The following is a 13,381-nucleotide window of genomic DNA, read 5'->3' as shown; positions in this document are numbered from 1 at the left end:
CCGCGGGCCTGGGTCGGCGGACATGAAAAGGCCGGGTGGCCCGAACGGCTCCACCCGGCCTCATTCATTTCAAGAGGCTGGCGAGGCGCCTACTGCTTCGCCACGCGCAGGTAGTACGTCACGCCGCCGATATCGCGGGTCTTCCCCTCGGCCGCCGGGTCTTCCAGCACCGCCGCGAAGTCGAACTGCTCGAAGTCCTCCGTCTGCTTGCCGGTGAACTCGTTGTCCTTGAACTCCAGGCCGACGTTGAACTCCTGCAGCGGCTGCAGGGGAATCTGGAACACCGCGCGGGTCGGGTCGGCGACGCGGAACTGCGTCTCACCCACGCGCTCGATGCCCTCGGCCTTGCCGCCGTTCTTCTCCCACAGCGCCGTCAGCTCCTGGCCCAGGTCCACGACGATGGTGCCGCGCCCGATGAACGGCCGCTTCACGTCCACGTTCAGCTCACGGAAGCGCACGTTGAACTGGCGCGCCTCGCGCAGCGTGTTGCGCAGGATGAACGTGGCGTTGGAGAAGCCGAACGGCACCATGTTCACCACGTTGGTGTTGCGCCAGATGATGTTGTTGTTCTGGCGGGTGTTGTAGTCCGGGTTGCCAATCTCCACGGTCGTCATCGGGTCCGCCGGCGTCACCAGCCGCGCCAGCAGGCAGTAGTGGCCCTGGACGGCCGGGTTCCACTCGACGACGACTTCGTCATCCGCGCCGCCCGGCAGGTACACCACCGTCGCCTGGCCCAGCTCCGTCCAACCGGCCGGCCACGAGGTGCTGGTGGCCGCGTTGGTGCCGTACACCTTCACCACCACGTTGTGCGCGGCCACCGTGCTGCGGTTGCGCACCTTCACGTGGACGTAGTTCGTCTGACCGAACTCCGGGTTCTCGTGCGGACCGTTGGTGGTCGAGTTGCGGACCCAGATGTCCTCGCTCTCCCACATGCCGTTGGACGCGGTGGCGGCGTCCGGCTCGTTGCCCGTGTCCCACGGCTTGTCCTTGCCCCACACGTCCGTCTCGCAGGCGGCGGGCACGGCGAAGCCGTTGGTGGGCGAGGTGCTGTTGGCGGTGCCCGACACCGCGTTCGAGCCGAGTCCGAAGCCAGCGAAGGCAGTCCACAGCCGGCACACGTCCTCGCCGCCGTGCAGCGTCGTCGCCGCGGCGATGATGCCGTCGCGCACCTGGGTGAAGGTGGGGCTGCAGGGCGTGTTCTTCAGGCCCTCGGTCAGGTACAGCATCATGCGCTGGTTACCGGCGCTGCCCGTCGCGTTGTAGAGGTTGCTGTTGAAGCCCCAGCGGTCCACCAGGGCCCAGTACGCCTCCCACGCCGCCTGGGCGAAGACGGAGCCCACGCCGTGCGGAACGGCCATGCCGCTGATGCTCGCGTACGTCCAGTTGTTCACCGTCTGGTTCGTGCTGTAGCGCTTCGCGCGGATGCCCAGGCCGGTGGTGGGCTGGCCCAGCGCGTAGGTGCCCATGCCGCGCCCCTGGGGGCCCGTGTGCGTGGGGCGCGCGGTGTAGACGAGCGCGAGGAAGTCGCTGATGCCCTCGCCCGGCGCCTGGTTGTTGTTGAGGCAGGACACGTTGCTGGGGCCGCCGACGAGGCGGTTGGAGATGCCGTGGCCGGCCTCGTGGACGATGATGCCGCTGTCCAAATCACCATCCCGACCCGGGGAGGTGGTGGTCCACGTGTACATCTGCATGCGCGGACGCTGGCCATCCGGCGGGGTGTAGAAGTTGGCGTTGTTGACGTCCTCGCCGTCCTGCGCCTCGGCGCGCACGTAGTCGTTGCCCAGGCCGGGGTTGCCGTAGTTGTTGACCTGGAAGTTGCCGCCCGCCTCGTCGAAGCCGTACTGGTACTGGATGTCGTGGATGATGTTGTTCCAGTAGAACAGGTTGGTGACGGCTGCCGACGTGTACGCGCTCGGGCCGAGGCTCAAGTCCAACAGGAAGCTGCAGGTGAGCGCCGTCCCGCAGTCGGGCTCCACGGCGGGCGGCAGGTTGTTGTCGTCGATGTCGTCGTAGGCATGGACGTTGTTGCCGCGGTGGAGGGTGTACTCGGCGCCGACGACGCCGTCGGTGTCATGCCAGCCGAACGGCGACGCCGTGGTGTTGGCGGGATTGAGGAGGCTGAGCCGCGCGTCCATGGGCGGCAGCGGCGTGGTGTGGATGGGGCTCTCCACGGGGCGCGGATAGACGGAGTAGGCGTCCGAGGCAATCCAGTCGAAGCGCGTCCACACCTCGCCCGTGGTGGCGTCCACCGTGAGGTCGTAGACGTGCCGCCGGTCGGGCGTGTGTACCTGGAAGTTCCACACCAGCCGGGCGTCGCCCTGGTTGACGGGCAGCAGCGCCAACTGCGCTTCGATGGGCTCGGTGGACACACCGGACTGCTCCACGCGGGTGCGCTGGCGCGGGCCTGTGTCCTTCTCCAGCGCGCGAGGCGCCGTCAGCGGCTTCAGACCCAGGTGACGCGCGGCCCCGGAGACAGCGGCGGCGGCGTCCAGGCGGGGCTGGGTGCTCGGCACGGCGCGGGCCAGCGAGGGCAGGAAGTCGCTGTGCACGCTGACCACGCGGCCTTCGCCGTCCACGTTGATTTGCAACTGGCCGTTGTAGAGCGGCAGGCCCTGGTGCGTCTGGCGCAGGTACAGGTGGGTGACACCGCTCTGCCGCGAGTAGACGCGGTCGGTGACCTCCAGGTTCGCCAGGTCCGTCAGCTCCAGGCCCAGGAGCTCCCGCTGCGACTGGACGAAGGAGAGGCCGATGGCGAGCGCGTCACCGCTGCTGCGGCCGGACAGCGCACCCACCGGGTTGACGAGCGAGCGGACCAGGCCCGTGGAGGCGTCATGCTCCACTCGCAGCTCGGGCACGTCGCGGCGCAGCGAGGCTTCCCGGTCCTTCTGCAGCGCGCTCACGGCCTTCTTCACGCCGACGTTGTGGGCGATGCGGGCGTCGTGGTTGCGAGCGCCGTGAGAGTCCTGCACGACGGCGAAGGCGGAGGGAGCGCTCAGCGCTCCCATCAGCACCAACGCCTGGGTGAGGCGGCGGCGGAAATAACCCTGTGACATGTGTACTCCTGCTCTGGGGATGAAGCCGGCGGGGGGACAGAGAACCGGCTACCCCGCACAGAGCAGTGGACGTGCCAATGAAGTCTTCCGAGCAAGACTCGGAAGCGCTGTAGCGTCCGCCGTTACAACGGCGGGGCGCTTGTAGCGTCGCGTGTTACAGACGACGTCAGGAACGTCGCCGTAACTTCTTGGATTTCTTCAGCTCCTTGAAGAGCTCCTCGGAGACCTCAATCAGCCGCCGCTGGGTGAGCACGGGACAGTGCCAGTCCTGGGCCCGCATGTGCTCCAGCAGGTCCTGGGGCAGCGCGGGCCCGACCTTTGCCCTGGGCTCACGCCTCCCCGAGGTTCAACTCAGGGGAGGCGGAGCGGGAGCGACGAAGCAGCGACGACTAGAGCCCGTCGTCCTCTTCGGGGTCCGGGTACGACTCGAGCTCGTCTTCCTCCTCGGTGCGGCCCCGGCCGTGCTTCTTGCCCTTGCCTTCGCTCTTGGCCTCGCTGCCGCCGGCGAGGTCCGCGTCCGGACCGACGACGTACCACTGGCGGCCCTGCTGGATGCGGCGCAGCACGCCTTCCGTCTCCAGCGCGGCGAGCAGCTTGGCGAACGTGGGGAAGCCGTGCTCGCGCTCGTCGAAGTCCGGCTCCTTGCGGACGATGGTCTCCTTGATGAGCGAGGGATTGACCGGGCCGGTGGCGCGGGCAATCAGGTTCTGCACCACCTCGCGGGCAATCTCCGGGACCTCCGTCTTGGAGTGGCCCTTGCCACCCGAGGGCGCGGCCTTCTCCACCTCGGCCTTGCCGGCCTTGCCCGTCGCGTCGCGGCCATGGCGGCCCCGCTTGCCATGCCCCGCTTCCTCGGCCGCCGCGCCATGACGGCCCTTGTCGCCCTTCTCCGAGCGCTGGCGCGTGGTGCGCAGGTAGATGAACTCGTCGCACGCGTTGACGAAGAGGGGGGAGGTGGACTCCTTCACCGCCAACCCGATGACGGTGCGCCCGTTCTCACGCAGCTTGTAGGCGAGCGGGCAGAAGTCGCTGTCGCCGGAGGCGATGACGAACGTGTCGATGCTCTCGCGCGCGTAGCACAGCTCCAGCGCGTCGATGACCAGGCGCATGTCCGCGCCGTTCTTCCCCGCGCGGGTGGAGGGGGGCACGTCGATGAGCTCCACGCCGAACCGGTGCAGGCCCATCTTCGCTTCGTTGAAGCGGGACCAGTCGCAGTAGGCGCGACGGAAGACCACCTTCCCCTTCTCCAGCAGCCGGTCGAGCGAGGGCTGGAGGTCGAAGTTGGAAGCGCTGATACCGGTGTTGGTGACGAGGTTCTCGAAGTCGAGAAAAAGGGCGATGCGGTGCTCGTTGGTGCGACCGTTCACGTGCGGCCTCTGCGATAGGCGCCGGTGTACGGCGCGATAGGGCGCCGATGTGCGGCGCGGATGGAGCCCCGGCGCTTCCTCCGTCAGGAGGGCGCCCGCCGGGCCCTGCGGGTGCACCCTAGCCTGTTCCCGGCCCCCTGGGGCGGTGGCGTTCGACGGCTGAACACTCGGCGGGAGCGGTGGCCCGCCTCGCTGGGAGGTGGCCGGGGCACGGTCCAGGCGTGAGCGTCACGTCGTGGCCTACCTTCGGGGGAGACGGGTCCAAGGACCCCCAGCCGGAGTACGAGTCATGACGCGAAAAACGATGTCCAGTCGGTGGAAGCGCATCGCCCTGGCCGCCCCGGTGTTGGCGGCACTGGCGGCGCCCACCGCGGGTCTGGCGAGGGACCCCCAGCAGAACACGGCGGAACAGGAGCAGTTGGAGATAGATTTGGACCGCACGGGCAACCTCGCCGGCAACGTCCCCCCGCTCAACGTGGGCGGCATGATTGGCGCCGACGTCACGCCCACCCAGGGCATGACCCGCATCGTCCAGGGGCCCGACGTGGACCTGACGCCAGACCCCAAGCGCACCCGTCAGATTGAGGGCGACGTCGTGGCGCTGGAGGGCAGCGTCCTCTACGTCCAACCCGACGAGGGCGCGGTGGTGCCCCTGAGCCTGGAGGCACTCAGGCTGAAGCAGACTCCCGAGGAGGGCCGGCGTGTGATTGCCGACTACCAGGTGGAGAACGAGACGCAGAACATGGCGACGGCGCTCGCGGGCGAGAAGAAGTGAGCCACGGTCGCCTCATGAAGCAGTTCGGGGGAGCCGCCACGGCAGGCGGTCCTCCCCCGAAGCTCCCGACGCGTTGAACTACTTCTTCTGGGCGCCGACGACGGTGTCGGGCCGCGCGTTCTCGCCGAACTTGCCGGCCGTGTAGTCGCGCGCCATCTGCTCCAGCGTGACGTGCGGCACCTTCTTCGCGTGGCCGGCCTGACCGAACTGCTTCATCCGCTCCTCGCAGATGGCCTGCATGGCCGCGCGCGCGGGCGTCAGGTAGTAGCGCGGGTCGAACTCCTCCGGCTTGGCGAAGAAGGCCTTGCGGATGGCGCCGGTGATGGCGAGCCGGTTGTCGGTGTCGACGTTGATTTTGCGCACGCCCGCGCGGATGCCGCGCTGAATCTCCTCCACCGGCACGCCGTAGGTCTCCTTGATGCGACCGCCGTTGGCGTTGATGATGTCGCACAGCTCCTTGGGCACGGAGCTGGAGCCGTGCATCACCAGGTGGCAGTTGGGGATCTTCTTGTGGATCTCCTCGATGCGGCTCATGGCGAGCACATCACCACTGGGCTTGCGGGAGAACTTGTAGGCGCCGTGGCTGGTGCCCATGGCGACGGCGAGCGCGTCGATGCCCGTGCGGTTGACGAAGTCCACCGCCTGGTCCGGGTCCGTGAGGAGCTGGTCCAGCGTGAGCTTGCCCTCGGCGCCGTGGCCGTCCTCCTTCTCGCCCATGCCGCTCTCGAGCGAGCCCAGCACGCCCAGCTCACCTTCCACCGACACGCCGAAGCGGTGGGCCACGTTGACGACTTCGCGCGTGACGGCGACGTTGTACTCGTAGCTGGAGGGCGACTTGCCGTCCTCTTCCAGCGAGCCGTCCATCATCACGCTGGTGAAGCCCATGCGGATGGCGCTGATGCAGGTCTCCGGCGAGTTGCCGTGGTCCTGGTGCATGACCACCGGAATCTCCGGGTAGAGCTCCACCGCGGCCTGCATCAGGTTCCGGAGGAACAAGTCATTGGTGTACTTCCGCGCCCCGCGCGACGCCTGGATGATGGCCGGGCTCTGGGTGGCGCGAGCGGCCTCCATGATGGCCTGGATCTGCTCCATGTTGTTGACGTTGAGCGCGGCGACCCCGAAGTTGTTGGCGGCGGCGTAGTCGAGCAGGGGACGCAGGGCGATGAGCGGCATGACTGTGTCTCTCCGTGGCGGTTGTTTCGAGTAAGTGCGGCGCCTGAGTTAGCACGGACGCGCCCGAGGGCGCCGCCAAAAGCTCGCCGGACGCGTTCCCCAGCCGACGCTGTCAGCGGGCGGTCACTGGGTGCAATTGGACCAGCGGGGGCAGGCGGTCCGCGCGCTCCAGCAGGCGGGGCTTGGGACGCACCGCGACAGGCACCCGGGACTCGGTGAGCAGCTCCAAATCGAACACGTTGTCCCCGAAGGCGGCATACAAGGGCCGCTCGGTGCGCGCTCTCAGACACGTCACCTTCCCGGGGCCGTAGGGGATGGGGGCGATGACGTCCGGCAGCACCGTGCCACCCGAGGACTGGGGGGTGCTGGCGATGACGTGCTCGGAGGGGATGCCCACCACGCGCGCGGCGGCCTCCACGACGGCGAGTGGCGAGGCGCTCACCACGTAACAGGGGATGTCGTTCTCACGGGCCCAGTCCACCACGCGACGCACCTCCGGGTGGACGCGCTCGGCCACGCTGTGTGACTCCACCACGCCGCGAGCAAAGGCGCGCAGCTCCTCCACCTCCCAGCCGGCGAACAGCCACGTCGCCATCTCGCAGATGTCGTGCTCGGCGATGCGGCCGGCCTGGAAGGCGGTGAACAGCCTGCGGGCCAGCGTGCTGTTGCTGCCCTCCAGCTCCAGGCCGTGCGCGGCGGCCACCTGCTCCATCCGGGGGCGGGCCGCGTCGCGCACGGCGTCGCGCCCCGTCACGGCCATGAACAAGTCGTCCCCGACGTCACCGCTCCACAGCGTGCCGTCTCCGTCGAACGCCAGGAGGCCCCCCGGCGTGGCCCGCGCCTCGCGAGCGATGCGCTCCAGCGTCTGCTCCACGTGCTCCATCTTCATGGCGTGACATCCTGGCCGGACGCCTTCGCGTGGCCAACCCCCGTTGATTCACCGAAGGATTTTTCGAGGCTCCGTTCACTCTCCAGCAGCGCGGGGAATTGAAACGTCCAAGGGGGGACGTTTCACGCCGTTGGGGGAACACGCTTGTCCAATCTCAACCTGAAGGTCCTTTCTGGGGAAGGGCCGGATGTACGAGAGGGTGCGTCCGAAGTCGCGTCAGGAGGGGCTCGCTCGGGGGAGGAGTTCGTCCGGGGGCGGGGCATCCGGTTGATCCGCGAGGATGGCACGGCCTTCCTCGACGCGGCCTCCGGCACCTTCAACGTGCCTCTGGGGTACGACCATCCGGAGGTGACGAACGCCGTGATGGAGCAACTGCGGCGCATGGCGCACGCCAGCTCCTCGTTGATGGCGGGGCAGGCGAAGCAGGTGCTCTCGGAGCTGCTCGCGCATGCGCCCGCGCACCTGACGGCCGGGTGGATGCGAGACATCACCGGCTCCACCGCCAACGAGTGCGCGGTGCAGGTGGCGCAGAAGGCCACGGGGAAGACGGACATCCTCAGCCTCTTTCTCTCCCACCATGGACAGACGCAGTTCACCACGGCGATTTCGGGCAACGCGTTTCGTCGCAAGGGCTTCCCGGAGTCGGTGTCACCGCACTCGGTGAAGGTGCCGGCGCCGTACTGTTATCGCTGCTTCTACAAGGCGAAGTACCCCGGCTGCGGGATGCTGTGCGTGGAGCGCATCAGCGACTTCGTCGAGTACGCGAGCAGCGGCTCGGTGGCGTGCATGCTGGTGGAGCCCGTGCTGGGCAACGGCGGCAACGTGGTGCCTCCCCCCGGCTACTTCCAGGCGCTCAACAAGCTCTGTGAAGAGAAGGGCATCCTCCTCATCGCGGATGAGGTGCAGACGGGGATGGGGCGCACCGGGCACCTGTTCGCTTCGGAGGCGCTCGGCTTCAAGCCGAACATCGTCACCCTGGCCAAGGGCCTGGGCGGCATCGGCATCCCCGTGGCGGCGGTGCTCTTCGAGGGCGCGCTGGATGTGATGGAGAGCCACGAGCACTCCTTCACCTCGGGGTGCAATCCGCTGGCGCTCACCGCGGCGTCCGCGACGTTGAAGGCGATGACGTCCGGCCACCTGCTGGCCAACGTGCGGCGCAACGGAATCGTGTTGGGAGAGCTGCTGGGGCAGCTCGCCACGCGCTACCCGTGCATCGGCGACGTGCGGGGCCTCGGGTACATGTGGGGCCTGGAAATCGTGCGCGCGGATGGCTCGCCGGACGTGGAGAAGACGCTGGCGCTAATTCGCGTGGCGGGTGAGCGACACCAACTGGTGCTGCGCGGCTCCCGCTACAGCTTCGGCAACGTGGTGAAGGTGCGGCCTCCGCTCATCGCGACGCAGGACGACCTGGAAGAAATCGTCGCGCGGCTGTCACGCGCGCTCGCGGACGTGGGCTGAGTCGGGACTCGAGGGGGAGCACATGAGGGCAGTGGTGTACACGACAGCCTGGGAGCTGGAGCTGCGCGAGCGTGCCGAGCCGTCCGCGCCCGTGCATGACGAGGTGATGGTGCGCGTTCGCGCCACCGGCATCTGCGGCACGGACCTGGGCATCATTGGCGGCGAGTACGCGGCGAAGCCCGGTGTGGTGCTGGGCCACGAGTCCGCGGGCGAAGTCGTCGCCGTGGGCCCCTCCGTGCGCCACGTCCAGGTGGGGGACCGCGTCGTCATCGACCCGACCTTCCACTGCGGCCAGTGCCGGCTGTGCCGCACCGGACGGCAGAACCACTGCCAGCGCAAGGGTGAGACGGAGACGGGCGTCAGCGCCGACGGCACCATGGCGCCGCTGCACAAGACGACGGAGCGCTTCCTCTACACGCTGCCCGCGCACGTGGGCTTCGAGGAGGCCAGCCTCACCGAGCCGCTGAGCTGCGCCGTCACGGGCGCCAACCAGCTGCGCCTGCGTCCGTCGCTGCGCACGGTGGTGCTCGGCGGTGGGCCCATGGGCGTGTTGTACGCGTGGGTGCTGGCGGGCCTGGGGTTGACGGGCACGTTGGTGGAGCGCTCGGCCGCGCGGCGGGAGCTGTGCCGCGAAGTGGTGGACCGGCGCTGGACGGTGGCGGAGTCACTGGATGAGGTCTGCGCGCGCCACGCCTCGGATGCGACGCCGCTGGACGTGGTGGTGGACACCACGGGGCGACTGGCGGGTGAGGCGCTGACGAAGCTGTCTCGCGGCGGGCAGTTGTTGCTGGTGGGCCTCAAGCGACACGAGGTAGCGCTGGACGTGGGCGGCATCGCGGACCGCAGCCTGTCCGTGCAGGGCTCCATCGATTCGCTGGATGGCAGCTTCGCCACCGCGTTGCACCTCATCGCCTCGGGCGTGGTGCCCGCGCGTCGGCTGGTGTCGCACCGCCTGCCATTGGCGTCGTTCCGCGAGGGGCTGGCGCTGGTGGGCTGTGACGTGGGCGCCCGGCGTCAGGGCCCTCCCGCCGGCGCGCTGAAGGTCGTCCTCCAACCCTGAAGCCCGAGCGAGGCGCACATGATTCACGGACTGCTGATTGAAGGCACGGACTACGCGGGCAAGACGACGGTGTGCAAGCTGTTGGGCGCGCGCCTGTCGGCGGCGGGACTGCCGGCGCGGCTGGGGCATTGCTACGTGTTCGACATGCCCATCCTCGACCACTTCCTGGCCGAGGCGAAGCGCACGCCGGACCTGCTTGAGATTGACTGGTTCTACTCGGCGAACATCCTGCTCGACCTGGCGCGCTGTCACCGCGGGTTGCCGTCGGGCTTCCTCGTCCAGGACAGACACTGGCTCAGCCAGGTGGGGCGCAACCGCTTCTTCCACCCGGATGTGTCGGGGCTGCCCAGCCAGCTCATCTGGGATGAGCACCTGCCGTTCGCGTTCAACTACTACCTGACGTCCACGCCGAAGGCGAAGCGGGAGCGGGCGCTGCTGCGTCCCTCCAAGTCGGTGCGTGACACGTACCTGCGCGACAACCCGGAGCGGCACCAGGCCTACGACGAGTACCTCGTGTCGCTGCTGCCCGCCGAGGAGCGCTGGACGGTGGTGGACACCAGCGAGCTGCGGCCGGAGCAGGTGGCGGAGCGCATCGCGACGGACGTGCTGCGCCGACTGCATGCGGAGGCCCCGGCGCAGGTGCGGCCGGTGGTGGCTCGCTAGGTGGCCAGGGCGGGGGAGCGGCGCAGCGCCAGGAAAGGGCAGGCAATGCAGGCACGGGAAGGCACCATGGAAGTGCTCGTCATCGGCAACAACACGGTGGACATCGTCTTCTCCACGCGCGACGCGCTGGTGACGGACGGCAAGGTGCAGGCGGACGGGCTGCGCTTCTTCGGAGGCGGGCAGGGCGCCAACGTCGCGGCGATGCTGGGCGCGCTGGGCGTGCGCACGCGCTACTTCGGCGTCTTCGGGGGCGGGGACTTCGGGCGGCTGGCGCGCGGCTCGCTGGTGGAGTCCGGCGTGGTGGTGGAGGGCAGCCTCACGGTGGCGGACTGTCCGCAGCACTCGGCCGCCATCATCGTGGACACCACGCACGGCACGCGCTCGCTGGTGATGCACAAGGACGCGCGGCTGCGCATGGACGGCATCCCCGCGGACGCCGCGCCGCTGGAGCAGTGCGGGCTGGTGTACCTGGACGGGCACGAGCCCGCCTTCTCGCGGGCGCTGGCGAAGCGCGCGCGGGCCCAGGGGCTGCCGGTGCTGGCGGACGCGGAGGTGGCGGAGGAGGCACGGCCGCTCTTGCCGTACCTCACGAGCCTGGTCGCGCCGGGCAAGGTGCTGCGCGAGCTGACGGGGGAGCGCGAGCTGTCCGCCGCCGCGCGCACGCTGCTGGCCGGGGGACTGCGCGTGGTGGTGGGGACGCTGGGCGCGGAGGGCTGCGAGGGGTGGACGGCGCAGGGTGAGCACCACCGCGTCGCGGCGGAGCGCTGCGAGGTGGTGGACACGACGGGAGCGGGGGACGCGTTCCACGCGGGCTACATCGCGGCGGTGCAGGCGGGGCATGGCTTTGGTGAGGCGCTGCGCTTCGCGACGAAGGTGGCGGCGGTGAAGTGCGGAGTCCCGGGGCCGCGCGCGGGAGTGGACCGGCTGGCGCTGCTGGGCGTGGGACTGGGCACGAGCGGGGGCGCGTCTCTGTCGCTGCTCTAGCGGCGGCGGGGACACGGGGGGGCTGGCCATGAAGGTCATCGTCACGGGGGCGAGCGGATTTCTGGGGCGCAGGGTGATGCGCGCGCTGTTGATGGAGGGCGTCCAGGCCCAGGGGACCTGGAGCACGACGCCGCGCCAGGGGCTCATGCGCCTGGACATCACCGACGCACGCGCCGTGGACGCGGCCTTCGTGGAGGGCGGCTTCGACGTGTGCATCCACGCGGCGGCGCGCTGCAACCTGGACGACTGCGAGCGTCACCGGTCCGCCGCGACGAGCATCAACGTGGGAGGCACGGGCCACGTGGTGGAGGCGTGCCGACGCACGCGCACGCGGCTGCTCTACGTGTCCACCGACCATGTCTTCGATGGTGCCCCCGCCCGCACGTACGTGGAGACGGACGCACCCCGGCCGCTCCAGCACTACGGCGTCACCAAGCGCGAGGGGGAATTGCTGGCGCTGACGCTGGAGGACGCGCTGGTGCTGCGCGTGCCGTTGCTCTACGGCCTCACCGGCCCGGACGAGAAGTCCACCTTCGTCACGTCCACGCTGGAGCACTTGTCCACGGGCCTGCCCGTGTACGTGGACGGCGAGCAGGTGCGCTACCCGGTGCTGGTGGACGAGGTGGCGGGACTGCTGGCGCGGCTCGCGGGCGGCGGCGTGCGCGGCGTGCTGCACTTCAGTGGCGCCGAGGCCACCACCAAGTACGCGTGGGCGCGGCGGCTGGCCCATGCCTTCAACCTGGATGTGTCGCTGGTGCGCGCGCGCAAGGAGTCGTCGCTCGCGGTGCGGCCGCGGGACAACCGCCTGGTGTCCACGCGGCTGACGGCGCTGGGACTGAAGACGCCGTTCTCTCTCTCCGAGGGACTGGATGTCCTCCGGCACCAGCGGGAGGCGGGCCTGTGAGCGGCGCGCGAGCAGAGGGCGACTGGCGCGGAGTGGTGCGCGACGTGCGCGTGTCGGGCAGTCGCGTCACCAAGCGCGCCACGCACGGGCGCGACAAGCTGCTGCGTGAGGTGGCGTGGCTTCGCGAGCTGCCTCCGCGCGCGGCGGAGCGCTTCCCTCGCGTGCTGGAGGTGCGCACCGGCGCGGACTGGGCCGAGTACGACATGGACTTCTGTCCGTGGCCGGAGCTGTCGCGCGTGCTGGTGGACGGCACGCTGACGGTGGGCGAGGCCGTGAGCGGCACGCGGAGCATCGTGTCCTTCGCCTTCGACACGCTCTATGCGGACCACCACCGTCCCGCACCCGAGGGCTTCTTCCACGCCAACTACGTGGACAAGTACTGGCGTCGCGCGAGCGCGGGCCGGGGGCTGTCCGCCCGCTTCGACCGGCTGTGCGCCGCGGGGAGCCTGGACCTCAACGGCCGGCTTCACCGGAGCGCGGCCGAGCTGGTGCGTGAGCTGGAGCGAGACACGGCGCTGCTCGCGCGATTGCATCCTCCCCGGGTGGGACGGTTCCACGGCGACTTCAAGTTCGACAACGTCCTGCTGGAGCCGGCCACGGGTCGCTTCCTGTTGTTGGACCCGAGGGGCTCGACCGCCACGGGGGACTCCGACAGCGACTACCTGGAGGACCTGGCCAAGCTGCGCACGTGCACGAGCGGCCTCTACGATTTGGCGCGCGCTGGCGCGGCCCGGGTGTCCGAGGAGGAAGGGCGCCTGTCGTGGGAGTGGGCCTTGTGGGCGCGTCCCGCCCTGGAGCGCTTCGCCGCGCTGGATGTGTGGCTGGGTGAAGAGCTGCCCGCGCGGGCACTGGCGCGAGGGGACACGGATTGGCGCGTGCGGTGGGACTTCGTCACGCCGCTGCTGCTTTTGGCCAACGCGCCGTTCCAACTGGCGCCGGTGACTCCTCGCACCGAGGACATCGCGCTGGTGCTGCATGCCACGGGCGTGCGGCTGCTCGCGGAGGCGCTGGAGCGTCACGGCACCCGGGGTGCGGAGGTGTCGCGATGACGCGCG

The 13,381-nt window shown here is 69.6% G+C and carries 11 protein-coding genes; 7 read left to right on the top strand and 4 right to left on the bottom strand.

Annotated features, from left to right (window positions below; translation table 11 throughout):
* Positions 1-89: 89 nt before the first annotated feature.
* The gene (locus tag HUA78_RS27180; protein WP_254623921.1) at positions 90-3,053 is read right to left on the bottom strand and encodes a M36 family metallopeptidase; all 2,964 of its coding nucleotides are present in this window, start codon (positions 3,051-3,053) and stop codon (positions 90-92) included.
* Positions 3,054-3,442: 389 nt separating this feature from the next.
* Complete coding sequence (locus HUA78_RS27175; protein WP_174460333.1) at positions 3,443-4,420, bottom strand: NYN domain-containing protein; 978 nt, start codon at positions 4,418-4,420, stop codon at positions 3,443-3,445.
* Between the two features lie 289 nt (positions 4,421-4,709).
* Here HUA78_RS27175 and HUA78_RS27170 point away from each other — a divergent pair, with 289 nt between their 5' ends.
* Positions 4,710-5,195 carry a hypothetical protein gene (locus HUA78_RS27170; RefSeq protein ID WP_174456065.1) on the top strand — a complete coding sequence of 162 codons (486 nt, stop codon included), beginning with the start codon at positions 4,710-4,712 and terminating at the stop codon, positions 5,193-5,195.
* A 78-nt stretch (positions 5,196-5,273) separates the two neighbouring features.
* On the opposite strand, the gene fba is transcribed toward HUA78_RS27170, so the two are convergent.
* Together fba and HUA78_RS27160 are read right to left on the bottom strand one after the other, a co-directional pair.
* Positions 5,274-6,368 carry a class II fructose-bisphosphate aldolase gene (fba, locus tag HUA78_RS27165; protein ID WP_174477454.1) on the bottom strand — a complete coding sequence of 365 codons (1,095 nt, stop codon included), beginning with the start codon at positions 6,366-6,368 and terminating at the stop codon, positions 5,274-5,276.
* Positions 6,369-6,480: 112 nt separating this feature from the next.
* Positions 6,481-7,257 (bottom strand): HAD family phosphatase, encoded by a 777-nt coding sequence (locus HUA78_RS27160; RefSeq protein ID WP_174477453.1) that lies wholly within the window; start codon positions 7,255-7,257, stop codon positions 6,481-6,483.
* 144 nt (positions 7,258-7,401) lie between these two features.
* On the opposite strand from HUA78_RS27160, the gene HUA78_RS27155 reads away from it, so the two are divergent.
* Genes HUA78_RS27155 through HUA78_RS27130 form a run of 6 tightly spaced genes read left to right on the top strand, consistent with a single transcriptional unit; the run spans position 7,402 to position 13,375 of the window.
* A complete protein-coding gene (locus HUA78_RS27155; protein WP_217439248.1) occupies positions 7,402-8,715 on the top strand; it encodes an aspartate aminotransferase family protein in 1,314 nt (437 codons plus the stop codon).
* 22 nt (positions 8,716-8,737) lie between these two features.
* Entirely contained in the window at positions 8,738-9,775 is a 1,038-nt protein-coding gene (locus tag HUA78_RS27150; RefSeq protein WP_141641857.1) for a zinc-binding dehydrogenase, read from the top strand.
* An 18-nt stretch (positions 9,776-9,793) separates the two neighbouring features.
* Positions 9,794-10,438 carry a hypothetical protein gene (locus tag HUA78_RS27145; protein WP_174460331.1) on the top strand — a complete coding sequence of 215 codons (645 nt, stop codon included), beginning with the start codon at positions 9,794-9,796 and terminating at the stop codon, positions 10,436-10,438.
* Between the two features lie 45 nt (positions 10,439-10,483).
* Positions 10,484-11,422, top strand: coding sequence for a carbohydrate kinase family protein (locus HUA78_RS27140; RefSeq protein WP_174488260.1), 939 nt, complete (start codon positions 10,484-10,486; stop codon positions 11,420-11,422).
* A gap of 28 nt (positions 11,423-11,450) precedes the next feature.
* Complete coding sequence (locus tag HUA78_RS27135; protein WP_174456060.1) at positions 11,451-12,326, top strand: SDR family oxidoreductase; 876 nt, start codon at positions 11,451-11,453, stop codon at positions 12,324-12,326.
* Entirely contained in the window at positions 12,323-13,375 is a 1,053-nt protein-coding gene (locus tag HUA78_RS27130; protein WP_174477451.1) for a phosphotransferase, read from the top strand. The genes HUA78_RS27135 and HUA78_RS27130 overlap by 4 nt, the downstream gene beginning before the upstream one ends.
* Positions 13,376-13,381: the final 6 nt, after the last annotated feature.

It is taken from the genome of Myxococcus sp. CA033, from assembly GCF_013336625.1.
GTDB classification, from domain to species: Bacteria; Myxococcota; Myxococcia; order Myxococcales; family Myxococcaceae; genus Myxococcus; species Myxococcus llanfairpwllgwyngyllgogerychwyrndrobwllllantysiliogogogochensis.
Note: the sequence above shows the minus strand (reverse complement) of the source record. Positions and strands in the feature narration are given on the sequence as shown.

What these genes read in the sequence shown, in the direction of transcription:
- HUA78_RS27180 (WP_254623921.1), bottom strand. Translation starts at nt 3,053, where the DNA reads ATGTCACAGGGTTATTTCCGCCGCCGCCTCACCCAGGCGTTGGTGCTG.
- HUA78_RS27170 (WP_174456065.1), top strand. Translation starts at nt 4,710, where the DNA reads ATGACGCGAAAAACGATGTCCAGTCGGTGGAAGCGCATCGCCCTGGCC.
- fba (WP_174477454.1), bottom strand. Translation starts at nt 6,368, where the DNA reads ATGCCGCTCATCGCCCTGCGTCCCCTGCTCGACTACGCCGCCGCCAAC.
- HUA78_RS27160 (WP_174477453.1), bottom strand. Translation starts at nt 7,257, where the DNA reads ATGAAGATGGAGCACGTGGAGCAGACGCTGGAGCGCATCGCTCGCGAG.
- HUA78_RS27150 (WP_141641857.1), top strand. Translation starts at nt 8,738, where the DNA reads ATGAGGGCAGTGGTGTACACGACAGCCTGGGAGCTGGAGCTGCGCGAG.
- HUA78_RS27145 (WP_174460331.1), top strand. Translation starts at nt 9,794, where the DNA reads ATGATTCACGGACTGCTGATTGAAGGCACGGACTACGCGGGCAAGACG.
- HUA78_RS27140 (WP_174488260.1), top strand. Translation starts at nt 10,484, where the DNA reads ATGCAGGCACGGGAAGGCACCATGGAAGTGCTCGTCATCGGCAACAAC.
- HUA78_RS27135 (WP_174456060.1), top strand. Translation starts at nt 11,451, where the DNA reads ATGAAGGTCATCGTCACGGGGGCGAGCGGATTTCTGGGGCGCAGGGTG.